The 15031-nt window shown below is 43.6% G+C and carries 19 protein-coding genes; 15 read left to right on the forward strand and 4 right to left on the reverse strand.

Annotated features, from left to right (window positions below; all coding sequences use genetic code 11):
* Positions 1-150: 150 nt before the first annotated feature.
* From RSX24_RS28795 to RSX24_RS28825, 7 genes are all read left to right on the forward strand, one after another.
* Positions 151-843 carry an LPD29 domain-containing protein gene (locus RSX24_RS28795; RefSeq protein WP_343262507.1) on the forward strand — a complete coding sequence of 231 codons (693 nt, stop codon included), beginning with the start codon at positions 151-153 and terminating at the stop codon, positions 841-843.
* A gap of 39 nt (positions 844-882) precedes the next feature.
* The gene (locus tag RSX24_RS28800) at positions 883-1095 is read left to right on the forward strand and encodes an aspartyl-phosphate phosphatase Spo0E family protein (RefSeq protein ID WP_343262508.1); all 213 of its coding nucleotides are present in this window, start codon (positions 883-885) and stop codon (positions 1093-1095) included.
* Between the two features lie 73 nt (positions 1096-1168).
* Entirely contained in the window at positions 1169-1363 is a 195-nt protein-coding gene (locus RSX24_RS28805) for a hypothetical protein (protein WP_343262509.1), read from the forward strand.
* A gap of 135 nt (positions 1364-1498) precedes the next feature.
* Complete coding sequence (locus tag RSX24_RS28810; protein ID WP_343262510.1) at positions 1499-1714, forward strand: hypothetical protein; 216 nt, start codon at positions 1499-1501, stop codon at positions 1712-1714.
* A 93-nt stretch (positions 1715-1807) separates the two neighbouring features.
* Positions 1808-1939 carry a hypothetical protein gene (locus RSX24_RS28815; protein ID WP_343262511.1) on the forward strand — a complete coding sequence of 44 codons (132 nt, stop codon included), beginning with the start codon at positions 1808-1810 and terminating at the stop codon, positions 1937-1939.
* A gap of 324 nt (positions 1940-2263) precedes the next feature.
* Complete coding sequence (locus tag RSX24_RS28820) at positions 2264-3118, forward strand: ATP-dependent DNA ligase (RefSeq protein ID WP_343262512.1); 855 nt, start codon at positions 2264-2266, stop codon at positions 3116-3118.
* Positions 3119-3133: 15 nt separating this feature from the next.
* Positions 3134-3805, forward strand: coding sequence for an SOS response-associated peptidase (locus tag RSX24_RS28825; RefSeq protein ID WP_343262513.1), 672 nt, complete (start codon positions 3134-3136; stop codon positions 3803-3805).
* A gap of 113 nt (positions 3806-3918) precedes the next feature.
* On the opposite strand, the gene RSX24_RS28830 is transcribed toward RSX24_RS28825, so the two are convergent.
* Positions 3919-4458 (reverse strand): hypothetical protein, encoded by a 540-nt coding sequence (locus RSX24_RS28830; RefSeq protein ID WP_343262514.1) that lies wholly within the window; start codon positions 4456-4458, stop codon positions 3919-3921.
* A gap of 453 nt (positions 4459-4911) precedes the next feature.
* Positions 4912-5118 carry a helix-turn-helix domain-containing protein gene (locus RSX24_RS28835; RefSeq protein WP_343262515.1) on the reverse strand — a complete coding sequence of 69 codons (207 nt, stop codon included), beginning with the start codon at positions 5116-5118 and terminating at the stop codon, positions 4912-4914.
* A gap of 163 nt (positions 5119-5281) precedes the next feature.
* On the opposite strand from RSX24_RS28835, the gene RSX24_RS28840 reads away from it, so the two are divergent.
* The 7 genes from RSX24_RS28840 to RSX24_RS28870 all read left to right on the forward strand — a co-directional run bounded on the left by RSX24_RS28840 (position 5282) and on the right by RSX24_RS28870 (position 12245).
* Positions 5282-5662, forward strand: a complete 381-nt coding sequence (locus RSX24_RS28840) for a hypothetical protein (protein ID WP_343262516.1) — start codon at positions 5282-5284, stop codon at positions 5660-5662.
* 144 nt (positions 5663-5806) lie between these two features.
* The gene (locus tag RSX24_RS28845; RefSeq protein WP_343262517.1) at positions 5807-6172 is read left to right on the forward strand and encodes a hypothetical protein; all 366 of its coding nucleotides are present in this window, start codon (positions 5807-5809) and stop codon (positions 6170-6172) included.
* A 68-nt stretch (positions 6173-6240) separates the two neighbouring features.
* On the forward strand, positions 6241-6789 hold the full coding sequence (locus RSX24_RS28850) for a hypothetical protein (protein ID WP_343262518.1): 549 nt from the start codon (positions 6241-6243) through the stop codon (positions 6787-6789).
* Between the two features lie 62 nt (positions 6790-6851).
* Complete coding sequence (locus RSX24_RS28855; protein WP_343262519.1) at positions 6852-7316, forward strand: hypothetical protein; 465 nt, start codon at positions 6852-6854, stop codon at positions 7314-7316.
* A 127-nt stretch (positions 7317-7443) separates the two neighbouring features.
* Complete coding sequence (locus RSX24_RS28860) at positions 7444-7698, forward strand: hypothetical protein (protein WP_343262520.1); 255 nt, start codon at positions 7444-7446, stop codon at positions 7696-7698.
* 626 nt (positions 7699-8324) lie between these two features.
* A complete protein-coding gene (locus RSX24_RS28865) occupies positions 8325-8615 on the forward strand; it encodes a hypothetical protein (RefSeq protein WP_343262521.1) in 291 nt (96 codons plus the stop codon).
* Positions 8616-10868: 2253 nt separating this feature from the next.
* Entirely contained in the window at positions 10869-12245 is a 1377-nt protein-coding gene (locus tag RSX24_RS28870) for a transcriptional regulator (protein ID WP_343262522.1), read from the forward strand.
* Positions 12246-12516: 271 nt separating this feature from the next.
* Here the strand turns inward: RSX24_RS28870 and RSX24_RS28875 are convergent, their stop codons facing one another.
* Both RSX24_RS28875 and RSX24_RS28880 read right to left on the reverse strand, forming a co-directional pair.
* Positions 12517-13389, reverse strand: coding sequence for a hypothetical protein (locus RSX24_RS28875; RefSeq protein ID WP_343262523.1), 873 nt, complete (start codon positions 13387-13389; stop codon positions 12517-12519).
* 155 nt (positions 13390-13544) lie between these two features.
* On the reverse strand, positions 13545-14219 hold the full coding sequence (locus tag RSX24_RS28880; protein ID WP_343262524.1) for a hypothetical protein: 675 nt from the start codon (positions 14217-14219) through the stop codon (positions 13545-13547).
* Between the two features lie 377 nt (positions 14220-14596).
* Here RSX24_RS28880 and RSX24_RS28885 point away from each other — a divergent pair, with 377 nt between their 5' ends.
* Complete coding sequence (locus RSX24_RS28885; RefSeq protein ID WP_343262525.1) at positions 14597-15025, forward strand: hypothetical protein; 429 nt, start codon at positions 14597-14599, stop codon at positions 15023-15025.
* The last annotated feature ends 6 nt before the right edge of the window (positions 15026-15031 follow it).

The raw sequence follows: 15031 nt of genomic DNA on the forward strand, positions 1-15031 counted from the left end.
AACCGCCTATGCCCCTGTTTCCAAGCTCCGCGTCAAAAGGCGAAAAAACGCCCTTCCGGGACCCGATCCCATGCGGCCGTCAAAAGGGTTAGCGCGGAATCATCCCAGCTGCTTCCACCACACTTTTTTAAACCAAAGGAGACGATCCATATGAAAAACATTCCTGGCAAAGAAACGAAAAAACATATCCAAGAAGCACTGAAACTGGTGTTTCCCGGCTTCAAATTTTCGATGCGATCCGATTATGACAGTGTGCATGTGAGCTGGGTAGATGGTCCGGTCGTTCAGGATGTGGAATTGGTACTGAATCGCTTCGAGAGCTACACACGCGTGCTCTGGAAGACGGATTACGAAGAATGCACCGGTTATGAATGGCGTGGAGACGTTTTTGCAGGACCGCGCTATCTGAACGCTTCACGGCAATTATCTGAAGAGCGGCGGGCCGCTTTGGTGGAAGCGGCTGGATCGGAAAAAGCTTGGCTGGATATGAACAAACCTGAGCGCCTTGAACTCGAGCGGGATCTAATCCGGACGGGTGCCCTGGCTGGATTGGAGCCACGGCCATGCAAAGACTTACTGGTAGCTGAAAAGCCCGTTATCGATAAACGTGAAAAGCCAAAGCTCGCACCGCTCCTTCCGGACAACGTGGTGCCATTCCCGGTAAAACAGGAATCACCTGAAGCCGCCGTGCAGGATGCCCTGTTAAATTCCCTTAGTCCCGAACAACGGTTGAAGGCGGACGCTCTCTATATGCTGGCAGGTGAGGCGCTTACGAATCACATGTTAGACAGCCTGAATGTTGATGATGCATTCGCCCTAATGGCCCACGAAATGTACTCCTAAATTTGTGGCGGCTCTCAGCCGCCAGAAAGGATAATCCATATGGAAGATACGGAAGAGCTGTATGGCCAACTGAAGGCAGTAGAGGTAGAGATGGAGCAGCTGCGGACCAAGATGGAGGAAATCGGACTCAAGATGGGGCTGCTTCATACAGAAGTCATTGAGATGTCACAGCAGCTAGATAAAAAGATCGTGGCGTTTATGATCATAAAAAAACAGATTGAAGAACAACTAAAAAACCGACTACAAAAGTAATCGGCTTTGTCGAGGCGTAACACTTCGCAGGTCCTACGCCTCTCCATTCTAACAAAAACGGAGGGAATCAACAATGAGTATGGTAACTTGGTATTGGATTGGATTTATTCTATTGACGATCGTAGCGGGTGCGCAGCTGTATGCGCACTATGGAGCAAAGCGCGTTATCCATAAAAAGAAGCAGGCAGCGCGTCCTGATCGCCGTCAGGCTGTTCAAGTCAAGCAAGCAGCTTTCATTTATCCAAATGTAAATAAATCTGAAGCATAAGAATCTATCCGCAAAGGTGTTCAATGAAAGTGTCGGATTATGAAATATTTATAAATGCGGGCCCGCCCTTCAGCGGGCCTTTTCTAATTCAATAAGGTATAATTTGGTAGTAGAATCATCCACAGGAGGGATCATATGTATTTGAATGAAGTGCAGTTGGATCAAACCATTTTGAAGGTAGCTAAACGGTATGACACGGGAAATCTCAGTGACCAAAGCACTTTAATGCTTGCTCGCACGAATTCTATCAATACAGATGTAATGAAAGCCCTGGGACATGAAGAACAAGAGAATGTGGAGGGCTGGATTCATCAATTTTTCTTGGGGCGTTTCCCCCTGAAAAAACTTTAATCTAGTAAAACAATCATGGTATAATCTGTTAAGGATTAAGAGATGTGGTGGGGATGATCACGGCGTAGCCTTCTTTGTAAGGAGGTGATAGCCATGATCACGCTCTTGTCTTTTTTGGATGTACTCAAGGGTCTGGCTGCGTTACTGAGCATTCTGCTCAGCGCACATAAGCTGTACCGTTGGTTCAGACGAAAATTTAGACAAAAGAAAAAACCCACCGCGTAAGGTTGGCAGACCACCGGTGAGTTTTTCTTAAACTATGCAATATTTTTTGCACGCCGTGGGGTAACCCGCCAGCTTTTGATCCAAAGCTTTGCCGTTCCAGCGGCAAGGCTTTTTTAATGTTGCTACACTAATTATACTCATTATATCACCGTAAAATACGGTTGTTCAATCCAAAAGATCCAAAAACTTCGATATGATATACGTGAGTAAGATACATACATTTTACGGCCATACCTCAGATGCTATTTTTTGATCACGATGCTCCATAACTTACCGGATTATTCTATCGTGGCCAAGAGCTATAATGGGGTTGAGGTGTTATTTATGTTGAGCCCAATGTTACTAGAAACAGCAGCGGGGCCATTCAGCCATTCGGGTTATATCTTCGAGCCTAAAGTCGATGGCCACCGTCTTATATATTCGCAACAATCCGGAAGTATCCGGCTTTACACGCGTCATAACAACGATTGTACTCGCCAATATCCGGAGCTGCAGCTTCCTTTTCGTGAAGATGTTATCCTGGATGGAGAGGTTGCCTGTGTAGACCCGGATACGGGTGTTTCGGACTTCGAAGCAGTCATGAGCAGGTTTTCTGCCAAACGATCCGATAAGATCAGACGTTTGGCAGCCAGCACGCCGGTCACCTTTGTCATTTTCGATATTCTTCAGTACAAAAGGCAGGATCTTCGATCATTGCCACTCCTGGAGCGCAAAGCAATTCTGGCCAGTTTAGATCTATCATCCAGTCATGTTGGTATCATGCCTTACGTGGAAGGAGCGGGCGAGGAGCTGTATGCTCAGATAGAGTCCTGGGGCATGGAAGGGATGGTCTGTAAGCGGAAAGACAGTAAATACGAAAACAGAAGATCCTCGGCATGGTTAAAGGTAATTAACTGGTCCTATGTGGACGTGTACATTATTGGATATCGCCGGGATAAGTTCGGTTGGCTGGCAGCTGTCCCGGATCCATCCGGAAGACTCCGGCCTGCTGGGATCATTGAACATGGTCCAGGCCCTAAGCAGAAGCAGGCATTTCGTGGCGTCTGCAGCCAGCTTGTTACGGGAGAGGACAAGGATAATATATATCTTGAGCCGCGGATACAAGCCCGTGTAAAGATCCGGAATTGGACCAAATCGGGCATGCTGCGCAGCCCGGTATTTGATCGATTTATCGTATGAATGGAGGCGTTATGGATGTGTGGAAGGTTTACCATCACGGATCCGCTCGATGCAATTATGGATCGATACTATGCATCGATTGGAGAAGGGTTTGCGTACAAACCAAACTATAATGCAGCGCCTATGCAATATATCCCGACGATAATAGGAAGCAGTAGCGGCAACCGGTTAGGATCGCTTCGATGGGGACTCGTGCCATCCTGGGCGAGTGATGACAAGATCGGGAACAAAATGATCAATGCGAGGGCGGAAACCCTGGCTGAAAAGCCAGCTTTCAAACGATTGGTTGGCTCTAAACGTTGTATCGTACCATGTTCGGGTTTTCTAGAGTGGAAAAAGCTCAGCTCAGGGAAGCAGCCGATGCGGATCCTCATGAAAGATGACTCCATTTTTTCGCTTGCTGGCTTATATGACACCTGGATTGATCCGGACGGAAACAAGTTGTCAACGTGCACGATCATTACGACCGAGCCAAATAGCCTCATGGCAGAAATTCATAACCGCATGCCGGTTATCTTGCGGCCAGAGAACGAAGAAGAATGGCTTGCGAAGGATTCGGACAAAGACTCCGTGTTGGGGCTACTGCAGCCATATCCGTCTGAAGCAATGAGAGCCTATAAGGTTAGTTCAGATATCGGCAATGTGAGAAACAACAATCCGGAGCTGATCCAGGAAGTCTGTTCCTAAAGCTTAGAGATTACATTACAAAAAACGAGCAGAACGAAAAACGTTCTGTTCGTTTTTTTGTGTTAGCTATTCGACGAAAGTAAAAATAGTAGACTGATAGTGATGAAACAAATTCAAAATTTCATGCCATGTTTCATCACTATTTGCGGTATCAGAGCATCCTGCTTTTCCTTTAATATTTTTGGAGTTTCGTAATCATTAATTAACTCAGTTTTGCTAACATAATGTGCACTTTCTGATTTGCAAAGTCGCACATACTCATGAACTATTGGACAGTTTATCAATGCATGATACTTTTCTCCAATTCTATACTTTCCAAGCTTAACTGAATCGTCTGATACAAAAACTATTCTATTCGCAGAAGCAGGTTGTGGTGTAATATCTATTTTCTCACCAGTCTCCGAAATCCATATAGCATGATGGACTGCTTCTATCATGAATTTAGGGAAAGGGTCAGGCATAACCTGAATCCTCCATCCCAACTGTCTCTTGCCACCGCATTCCTTAACCTTCTGCTCCACATTATTATAGCATTCGTTTTCTTTACACCACGATTCAGGGCGTAAGTCTACATATTCAGGTACTGATTTTCGTGTAATTGATTTACAGAAGTCCAATACGGATTTGTCTATTTCTTTGGGTGTATTAGTCATTTTATATCCCTCCATCTTTAAACCTTTTAAGAAACTCTAAATTCTACAAATTTAACTTGGCCAGTTTTGTTTGGCCTTTAACTATCTGACAACAATTAGGTTAATGAAATATTGACACTCTAAAATTTTTTGTCCTGAAGACGCTTTTTCGATATGTAAAATGAAAGATTCATACATCTCCCTTCTGATCTCCGTTCTGCGTGTAGCTATCTTTATATCGGTAATCCCGCCACAGACGATGATAACAATCTGGCTCGTTTTAATGCCGACAATGAGTGGAGGAATCCGTTTATAAATAAACTGTTGTTCTAAGCTGCGCGGGCCTGTCCACTAACCGTGGCAGTGCCCGCGCCAGACATGGATGCTCTTTGCTCCGCTTGATCGTTTGGTACTGGCAGGACTGGCCAGGCGATGAGTACGAAGTTTTCCCCAAGTCTTGCGGTGTCGTGGTGATCATTCCTTATCTTTTCTACGAATGATTTCATGAAGCTCCACATCTAAGGCAATACAAACCTTTTCTAAAACATCCAAGTTCACTGGGTGATCCTTCATTAATTTTGAAAGCGTAGGCGGTGAAATGCCAGCTGCAGCAGCAAACTCTAATTTCTGCATGTTTCGCTTTACGATTAATATGCGCAATGGTTCATATGTAAATATCATTTAATATCAACTCCTCTCATTTAGTATATACGAATGCTGAATAAACAACAACAATCGCTAAATAATTTCAGTGTTTATTATTGACAAATATTTAGCGATCGCTTATATTATATATATAAACGCTTAATAAATTTAACTTTTAATTACTTCGAAGAGGTGGTTAATGATGGAGATCAATATCATGGCCAAGGCATGGAACGCCGCAAAAAGAGCGCAACAAAGATTCGGTGGATCCTCCAGAGATTATTTTGCTTTAGCTCTTCGTGAAGCTTGGGCAGAAACTCGCCGGCCAAAGCCTGCGATATTACGGACGCTTACGGGAAGCCGTAAACATAAAACTTGGGTTGCTAGAATCACTTCTGTCGGGGGGAAATACAAATATCAACGTGAATTTATCAAAGACTACCGGCATTTGGGCAATGCGTTAGAATTCAGATTGATTGATGGGATCTATGATGTGTGTGACGGAGGCCAACGGCAGTATATCCAGGTTATCTCCGGAGAAATAGCTGAGATAGAAGAATCGGAAATAGCGGTAGGGTAGAGGTGGAACCCGTATTCATGAAAAAAGTAGTAGTGGGCTTTGTATTGAAAGCCGCCTGGATAAGAGCATATCCGGGCGGCTCTGGCGGGGAAACTTTGGTCGGTCCTCCCCGCCTCCATTATACCAAAATTGGAGGGATGAACAATGATCATAGTAATGATAAATGGTGCAAAGACAATGCGCACATTGAGTTTAATCGACCCAAGCACTGGTGTTGATTGGGTGAAAGACTTTATCGGTAATTACGATGGATTCAATGACGGTCAGTTTGTATGGGAAGAGACTCAAGGTGTATATCTGGCAACGCAAGATACATATGATTGGTGGGCTAAGGTGATCGGGGATCAAGCCGTCCTCGCCGAACGCATTCAAAATATCAAGACTCAGATTTTGGATGTTGATGAAGTTGACCGGATCGTTTCGGAATCTTCCGATTGTGATCTGGAAGACATGGCGCTGCGGGTGAATGCCGCCCTGGACGAAGCGTATGGGGTTTCCGAAGGGAATTAATTATAGGGGCCACGGCCCCTTATCATACAGCCGCAGATGCAACAAGGCATCGGGCATTGGAGGGAACAATGCACGAGAATATGAAAAAATTAGATATACCGTCAATAGTAGATGGATTCTTGCTCTATCTGTTCCATGCGTTGGAATCAGGTGCAATACCTTCAGATAAAATACTAACACTAGGAAATCGACAACGAGAATTCCGAGGATTCTCAGGAGATTTTGACCCTGAGAACTACGTGAAAGTCATGCATTTAGATGATCGTATTTTCAATGGTTACGATCACCGAGTAACCATAACCGTGGCAGCAGACCTAATGTATCGCGAAAAGTATACGCGGGAGAACGTATACGTTGAGTCTAAGAAGATGCTACTAGATGCTATTTATGCTGCGCTAGAGCTAGGTTTACCCAATTTTCACCTCACATTTGAGCCTGATAATAGCTGGCTTGGATTTGAGGCGGCGGCAAAAAGAAGGAAGAGAAAGGAAATGAAAGAACAAACAGATGTGTTGGCTTATCACGAATATGCCAGAAAACACCTGTCTTCGCCTCATTTTAATTATGTACTTAGTCGCTACAAGTACAGAAACACGGAAGGCAGTGTTCTTGGGTGAACATACAAGCTGTATATACAGTCGCAGGCTCAATAAGGAGCCGGGCATAAGGAGAATTGGCAATGGAATACACAGTATTGTCCAAAAAAGTTGATACACTCAAAGACGCGTTGCTTCTGATTTGTAATATTTCCTCTTCGGCGGAGGATAGTCTGACATTTAATATTCGGGATGCGTGGTGTTCTAATCCCGAATGCGAATGCGAATGTCCTTACAAGGGCAGTGTAGACACACTACTTGAGCAGTATCCGGGAGCAGTGCATGAAATGGTTCGAACCGTTGTCTCTCACGAGTATAACAGGAGAGATGAAGACCCTCGCTACACCAAGCAGTTTCTTCGGGATGTCTGCCACGCTTACAAAAAGATGATCTATATCACTGGAGGAAGCGCGTATCACCCCCTCGAAGGCGATCCACAGGGAGTACTTTACGGGTGGGAACAGGTAGATGAAGGCTATCTCGCCTACATAGGTTACTGGCGAGATGGTAGCGTACTTTCCGCTGCAAGGGCAGCAGGGATGGTGTAAACTAAACCAAGTTAATCCATAGGCCGGATTCTTGCCGCGAGTCTGCATAGGGCTGGCGGCTTTTTTGGGGTATACCCATCTGATATAATGAGAGACGCATCAAACAAATTAATTAGGAGGTACTTTGATGGGCAGATTGTCGATTAGTCAAAAACTGAGAAAAGCCAGCTCAGACGAACGCCGAGCGGAATTGGCAAAAATTTGGGCGGACGAATGGAAGGCGGAATATGAAAAAAATGTTCGTTTGCTGGAACAAGCAATCATAAATAAGGATTATGACCTTCTCGCGCGCACGACCGGATGGATCAAAGCGGACGGAAATAAGCGGTTTGAAGCTTTGCCCAAAATAATGTCAACACTGGCACAAAGGGAAAACCAGTGATTGGGCGCTACATAAGAACCTGTCCATATTGTAAGGAAGAATTTAAGACGGACGAATTCAATCAAAAATACTGCCGTCCAGCGCATAAGTATTATGCCTACCGGCAGCGTAGACAGGATCGATCCCCAGTGACACTATGCAACTATTGCGGGCAAGAATGGAAACCCGGAAGGGCGATTTTCAAAGGCTCACCGCCAAAGTATTGCGCAAAATGCCAAGAGTATTTTGCGAACCATTACAAAGAAAAAAGCCAGTGAGTGTGCACCTCACTGACTTCGGTTTGTTAAGTTTATTTCAATCCACATCCTCCATGAAGAGGACGACTTATGTAGATCATAATACAACAAGAGATACCACCTTGTAAAGGCTCTGTCTGATCGATCCTGACAGGGCCTTTACAGCTTACCTTTATAATAAGAGGTGTACATATGAAACTTTGCCCTATATGCAAAACAAACCCTCTAGGCCGGAATAAAAACTGTTGTTCCCGCGCCTGCTACTCCATATACAGATCGCATACAAAAACCTGCGTGGTATGCGGTAAAGAGTTTCCGTCACCGCCCAGCTCAGACACTGTTACGTGCGGATCGGTCTGCTCATCAGAAAACAGACGGCGAAAAGGTGATGTGCTGCTGTCATCGCTGGAAAAGGCGCACATTGCTGCCGCTACAAACCCCCTCACTGGTCGCTTTGAAACTCATGTCAACGCCAAAGAGTGGGTTATACAATCTCCTGATGGGCAAGTGTTCCGTTGCCGTAACCTTATGCTGTGGTTGCGGGATCATGAGGATATGCTGGATGGAACCGTTCGCCAAGCTTGGGATGGGATTACCAAAATAAAATACTCCATGCAGGGCAAACGCAAGCATATTGTGAATCAGTGGAAAGGTTGGCGACTGCTTGAATGGGGGGAGTAAGAAAGAGAGACCCGATCGGGCAATGGGGGGGAAATCAACGATTCCGTCATCTGCGCTCAGCAGGCTACCTGTAAAATAGGGACAAGCTCAAGCACACCATGTGTGCTTTTTTGTGTTCCAGGCGTTCTTACTGTTCGTCTGTATTGTAGATATATTGTTTCTATTATTCGAAAGATAAAGATACGTCCAAAAGGAATTTAGTAGCTTCTTATCTGTAAGCAAGTCAGAATTCTTTTGAAATAGACATTTTCTCAAATCAAATTCTGTTGTTTATACGTTGTTACCTGACTTATCCACAAATACGGTGTTGGAAACAGAGTTATCCACTGGCATATTTCGACTTCCATTCATTTCATCAGTATGATATAGTATTTTTCATAAGCAGCAAATAGAAAAGCCATCAGTTCAGGCGGAACCAAGAAGCTACCAACTTCTTGATCTGCTCATCCGATTCGTAGATCGGGAACAGGCCGTTACCAATGACTTTTCCAAAACGTTATATGCGTTTATTGTACCAAATGGATCTGATTGAATCAATATAAATCAATCAAATTTTCAATGGTACTGATGGAAAATCATGCGTATAAAAGACGATTCGTAAAGTGGATCTTCAAGCCCTGTTTCTTTCCCCGATCTGGAGGAGGAGACAGGGCTTTTATAGTTAGCTTTGAACCTTTCCTACCAAGAAAGGAACAAATAAAAAAACTCAGCCTACCAAGCCGAGTTGAGATTTAACCGAAAACCTAATTTTGACCGACAACTTGGATCACCACAATCCATGATGTCATTAGGAGAAGTAAGTTACCAGCTTACCATCCAAAAAATATTTCAAAAGCTTTTATTTACAGGCTCTCAACCCATTTTTCAAAAAATGGAGATATGAGGGTCCGGCTTTGTATTGTCAAAATCAAGTTATGGTCTGATTATAACAGCCGTTCATAAACAGTTCAAGGGTTCGATTGGCTTATATGGCTAAAAACCACCTGTTTTTAGCTTGATTTCGACAAAATCGCATTAAATCAGTGCTTAATGATTAGGTCTTTAGACTCATAGCCTTTATTAAAACGGGGCTATTGAATCATATACAAGCAAGATCAAAAATTACATACGCATGCGCTTGTTTCCATTTTTTGAAAATGGATTAACAAGGGCTTGATTTCCTATTGTCTTTTTTAGGAATTGGCCGGATGAGCTGCGCAGCTTTGTGGAACAGGAGACCACATTAAAAGACCTGCTCGGTCCATGAGGCATGCCCGGAGCTAGTGGATCGGTGTAACGAGGGTTGCCACGATTAGACGTGGCCATTCGCACCTTAACCAGGTGCGCGTGAAGCTTCACTCTCGACGTCTGTCCATTGACAGACCCGGGCAGAAAACGAAGCGCAATCCGATACCATGTGACTCCATGGTGGATCGCGACCGTTCCGAATAGTACGAGGTCAATCGCCGGCAGAACCTTGCTGGAAACCGTTCAAGGGAGGCGAGACCCCGGTTTGAGAAGTGATTACAAAAGCCGTGGTGGCGGAGAGGTCCATAGGAACCGTAACCGATCCGGGCGAAAGCCCATAAGTAATCAGCGTCCTTCAGGGGCGCGTGGTAGAAACAACTCCGGCTGCCAGCCGCCGAAATAGTGCTGGCCCCGTTGTTTTGACGCACCTTATCCCGCCTGATGGCCACCGATGTCATCAAAAGCCCAGGTTTGATACCCTGGCCGGGATAAGGTGAATTGTGTCCACTTACCCCAAAACCATTCACGAAAAAGATGTTCTCTCTTATCGACCTCCAATTCACCGTTAATGTAGGGGCGGGCGTGGGGAGGATGATTTCAATCTTTAGAAAACGCATTAGCGTTTTAACCTTTTATTGGGCCTGTGGATAGTTTGGAGCTTAGATTGACTTATGCACAGTGCTATAGAAGATTGTTTTTCTTAGAGCCGATTGGATGAATGAACCGTATATATATGCAGATGATGAAGGTTTTTACGGTGGTTGATGTAGCCCAAGCGAAGGCGCGGGAGCCCCCTTTTTTCATGAGTATGATGAATAACCAGCCGAAAGGATCGCGGAATAGTCTACTCTATTTCGAATTTATCACCCTATGAAAAATTCACAATAGGAGTGCTTAAATAACTGTGAAAAAGGATTGAAGCTAAAACTTATAATGGTATTGACCACTGCTTAATTTTTAAATATGATTATTTCTGCATACCAAAATAATTCCAGAAATGAAAATTGGTTGAAAGGCGGTGTTCTCATGGGGTCGGTGCTCACGATACGGGAACATTTGGAGAAGTATTTGCAGAGTGAACAGATCACGCTTAACAGTTTTGCTGCTGTGAGTGGGATCAATTCCGGGACTTTGAGTAACATTTTGAATAAGCATAAACCGATTTCTGTAGGGCAATTAGATCGCATTACGGGTGGTATGGCACTGCCTGAAGGTCATTTCTACGAATTGTACATAGACGAGTGTTTTAGTCTTGCGGATCCGGATTGGAGACGTTTGGGGCCATTCCTGCAGCGTTGTGCGGATCTGAATAAGATTGAGATTATCGAAGAAGTTATTCAGCTGATGATGGACAATTTGGGGTATATCCCATTGCTCTTCACACTGGCTGAAGAATTTTTCGCAGCAGGAAAAAGTAAGGCAGCCGAACTGATCTATGAGTGCGTTGCGGAAAGTGAGAAACTGCAGCATTCGGAGCGCCTGGCACTTTGCCAGTACCGGTTGTTTACGCTTCGATTGTGCAATAACCAGCGGGACAATTTACTGCTGGCGGCGCAGTTTGAATATTTTGTAGACCGGTTAGAGGAATGCTACCAATTGGATGCCTTAAAGGAGCTCATTAATGCCTTCGGGGCGCTGAAGAAATGGGATAAGGTCTTAGTTCTTGCAGACAAGCTGAAGGTAAAATCAACGATTCATTATGAACTTTATCGATCGAAGAAGGATCCGAGCACGAAGAAAGAAATCGTGTATTACATACAGTACGCATATCTCTCTTTGGGTACTGCACACTTCTATCTCGGGAACTATGATAAAGCGTTGGAATTTGTGGCCATGTATAATGACGATAGTTGGGTTATCAATCCCAATGAGTCCGAAATCGAGATCCTGCAGCAGTTCCAGGAATGGGCTGAAGGGAATCGATACATGTACAAGCTTAGAGCCGGTCAAATTGATGTTCTTCCGGAATACCTCAAGTATATCGATACCCGGGAGCGGGAAGTTTTCGCCGCGCTTTGCGAAATCGTGGATGTGGCCAACCTCTACAGTATCAATATTGACCACATTTTAGAGAAATATACGCACCATGTAGAATTAAAACCGATATACAGCAAGTTTGGCCAAGTGAACAAACAATTTGTGAACGATCGTTACGTGCATTTGTTATCGAGCTTGGCAATCTATCATTTTAATGATCGTCCGGACGAAGCCTTTCAATATCTGTTGCACAGCTTAAAGCTGGCTATTGATATTGGGGATGGAAAAGGTATGCTTAAATGTATCAGACTGTTTGAGAATCACCGCGATTTAGCGTCTGATGAAGCAGTTGAACGATACAAAATACTTTTGAATGAGGTGTCCGATGATGAAGAAACGATTAGCTTTGCTCGTAGCAGCGTGTAGTATTGCTTTGGTGATGGTATCCCCTGATGCCAGGATCGATGCGACTCCAATATCCAATTCCAACATGTATACCACCAATAGCCACGGTTTTGGTAACTAAATAAACGATTCAGCGCCCTTTTGACCGGGGCGCTTTTATTTTGGTTTCCATAGATGACGGATTGACATAGGGACCAAGCTGAAATAGCGTCAGCCGAGAACAAGAATATAAAGTCCCTGACTGTCGCTATTTTTTAGTTATGTCTTCCGTTTTGAGCAAAATGGCCGTAGTTTACCATGCTGTTTTATTAAACTCAGAGTACAATTCAGCCGTAAAGATTTGAATGATGTTTTGTGGCGGCACAAAAGCGTCTCCATTTAAATATGTAATATTCTCACTCACCATACCCTGTGCCATGCACTTGTGTAATGTTCGAAGCGCGGTCGTCAGCAAGCCATGCAGTTTCATCTCTTCGATCTCTTCAGGAGATTTTTCTGCCAAAAGTTCTCGTTGAATCGAAAACGTGTCTGCATTGTAGTCCGATAACGGAGCGATAAATTTCAGTACATACGATCGCCGCTCCTGATCTCTCTCCCAATCCGTTTCAAGTCTTTGATCCTTAAATAGCTGCCCCACATTCATTAAAAACTCGGGCCGCCGGTCCACATATCCACCATATCTAAGCACATCGTCCGAGCAAAGGAATCCATTGATTTGGTGATCTTCGTAAAGTTTAAACGCAACATGGTCCTTGGCTCTGTCTGGTGAATCTCGTACCCCAACATAGTTTTTTCTTAGATCAAAGACGGTGCCGTGACGGCTGACGGTTATGTTTTCTAAATCAAAAATAACGCCATGCTCTTGTATGTATTTTGCAAGCGGCGTATCTTGCGTTAGGGCTTCCCTTAAATTTAATAAACCAAGCTTTTGTATGGAGGCGCATTGATCCATATTGGTCGTACTGTGATAGGAAGCTATGTAAAGATCCGTCCTTTTCAACTGTTCTTCCATAATGTCATTGGTTTCGCAAAACAATTCCAAGGAAACATCGTCGTTTATGAGAACAAGATCCTTGATTTGTTCTTCTGAGAGTCCAAAATAGTTACACAAGGACTGCATCAAAGCATCTCTGTTGGTCATATCAAAAATAAAGGGCGAACTCATTGTGTCATCATCTCCTATTGTTCTCAGTATACGGTATTAAGTGCCAGTTGTAAGTGGGTTCAGGAGCTGCCGGCCCCAGCCATACATAGTGAAAACACCAAAAGAGAGAAATCCTTAAAATCGGGTTTCTCTCTTTTGGTGGCATGAAGTAAAAATTAATCCTCATTTTCATTATTGAGTTCAAGTTCTGTCCGCAATTTTTCATCGATCTTCTCAGCTACGAATTTCTTCACGAACAAATCTCGCTTTGAAATATCTTCAACTTTGCGGAACAAGCCAGCTTTAATCATTCGCTCGCTTGGATCCAGTTTGGACCATTCCTCCAAAGCCTCTATTTCAAGAGCCAATCGGACTCGATTTGCTGTGATCCGATCGGTGATGTCTTGTTGCCGGGCTGCAGCCCGATCTGCAGATGAACGTTCTTCGAGCAACAAGCGTTCCTGGTCACGTTCTTTCCGAATCAATTCAGCCTGCTGTTCAAGCAAGACTTCAATCTCCTTTTTAAAACTTGTCTTCAACTCTGCCAGGATAATTTCATTGCTTACTTCTTCGGTTGAGCTAAAATCCTCTGGAAAGGGTCTCATCTCAAATGGCGGATTATCTTTAAACAAAGCATAAATACCTTTTATCTTCCAATTCTGCTCTTTGAGTTCAAGGATCTTCAATCCAACTTGGAGATCCAGGTTGTCATAAATCTTATGCCCGCTCTCAGAACGGTTCACGTAATGAGCACCGATCTTTTCGAGATTCTTAAAATATGTGTTTGCAGTTGTAAAATGAATGCCCAACTTATCAGCAAAGTCAGATAATTGCCAAAAGTCTTCAGCCACGCAGATCCCCGCCCTTCTCTACAAGCCTATTAATAGCGTAAAGGCTAGTCATAGTCAAGTACGATAGTCTATCACTAGTGAATAGCTTATCAGTAGAAAACTAGTAATCAAGTATCTATTAAATCCATACATAGCAACTATTTTATAAAGATGATTGAAAGAAGGGCTTTATTATGTGGAATAATAGTCTATGACTAGTGAATAGTCTAGTGATAGTTGATAATTTATTGATTATCTATCTAGTTGTATTGATAAAAAAGCTAGTAGGTGGTATAATTTGAGAAAAAGTTGTGAGACATAACAACACGTAATTATACTTAATGACTGATAATGACACGTTGCGTGTTTTAATGACACAAAAGGAGGTAGGATTATACGTGACCGATCATGATTATGAATTCGAGTTAATCGAGTTAAATGAAGATCCGCACTATGTAGAACCCAAGAAGAAAAACGTAGATGCAATCCCCGTTATTGAGATTGCTGAAGCCATTCTGTTTGGTCCAACATTGGATATTCTGTATTTGTTCGCAGAAAACGATGAGCATCAGTTGTATAAGGCAGCCATTGTACAAGCTTTCGTAGATGCGGATCAAAGAGAAGGGACAAAATCGACTACATATCGTGCCACAGTTGACATTGCTGTTGCAAAATTAGAAGGGGCGCGCTTTTTGTCGAGCTATAAAGCAGGACAAAAAGAAATGTACTTTCTTACAGACTATGGGAAAAAGGCATGTAGCCTTTTGGAATCAATCTTTATAAAAAATCCGGATATAAAACGCGGAACTATGCTAATCAACTTTTGATTAATA

This window comes from Paenibacillus hubeiensis, from assembly GCF_032334105.1.
GTDB lineage: Bacteria > Bacillota > Bacilli > Paenibacillales > Paenibacillaceae > Paenibacillus > Paenibacillus hubeiensis.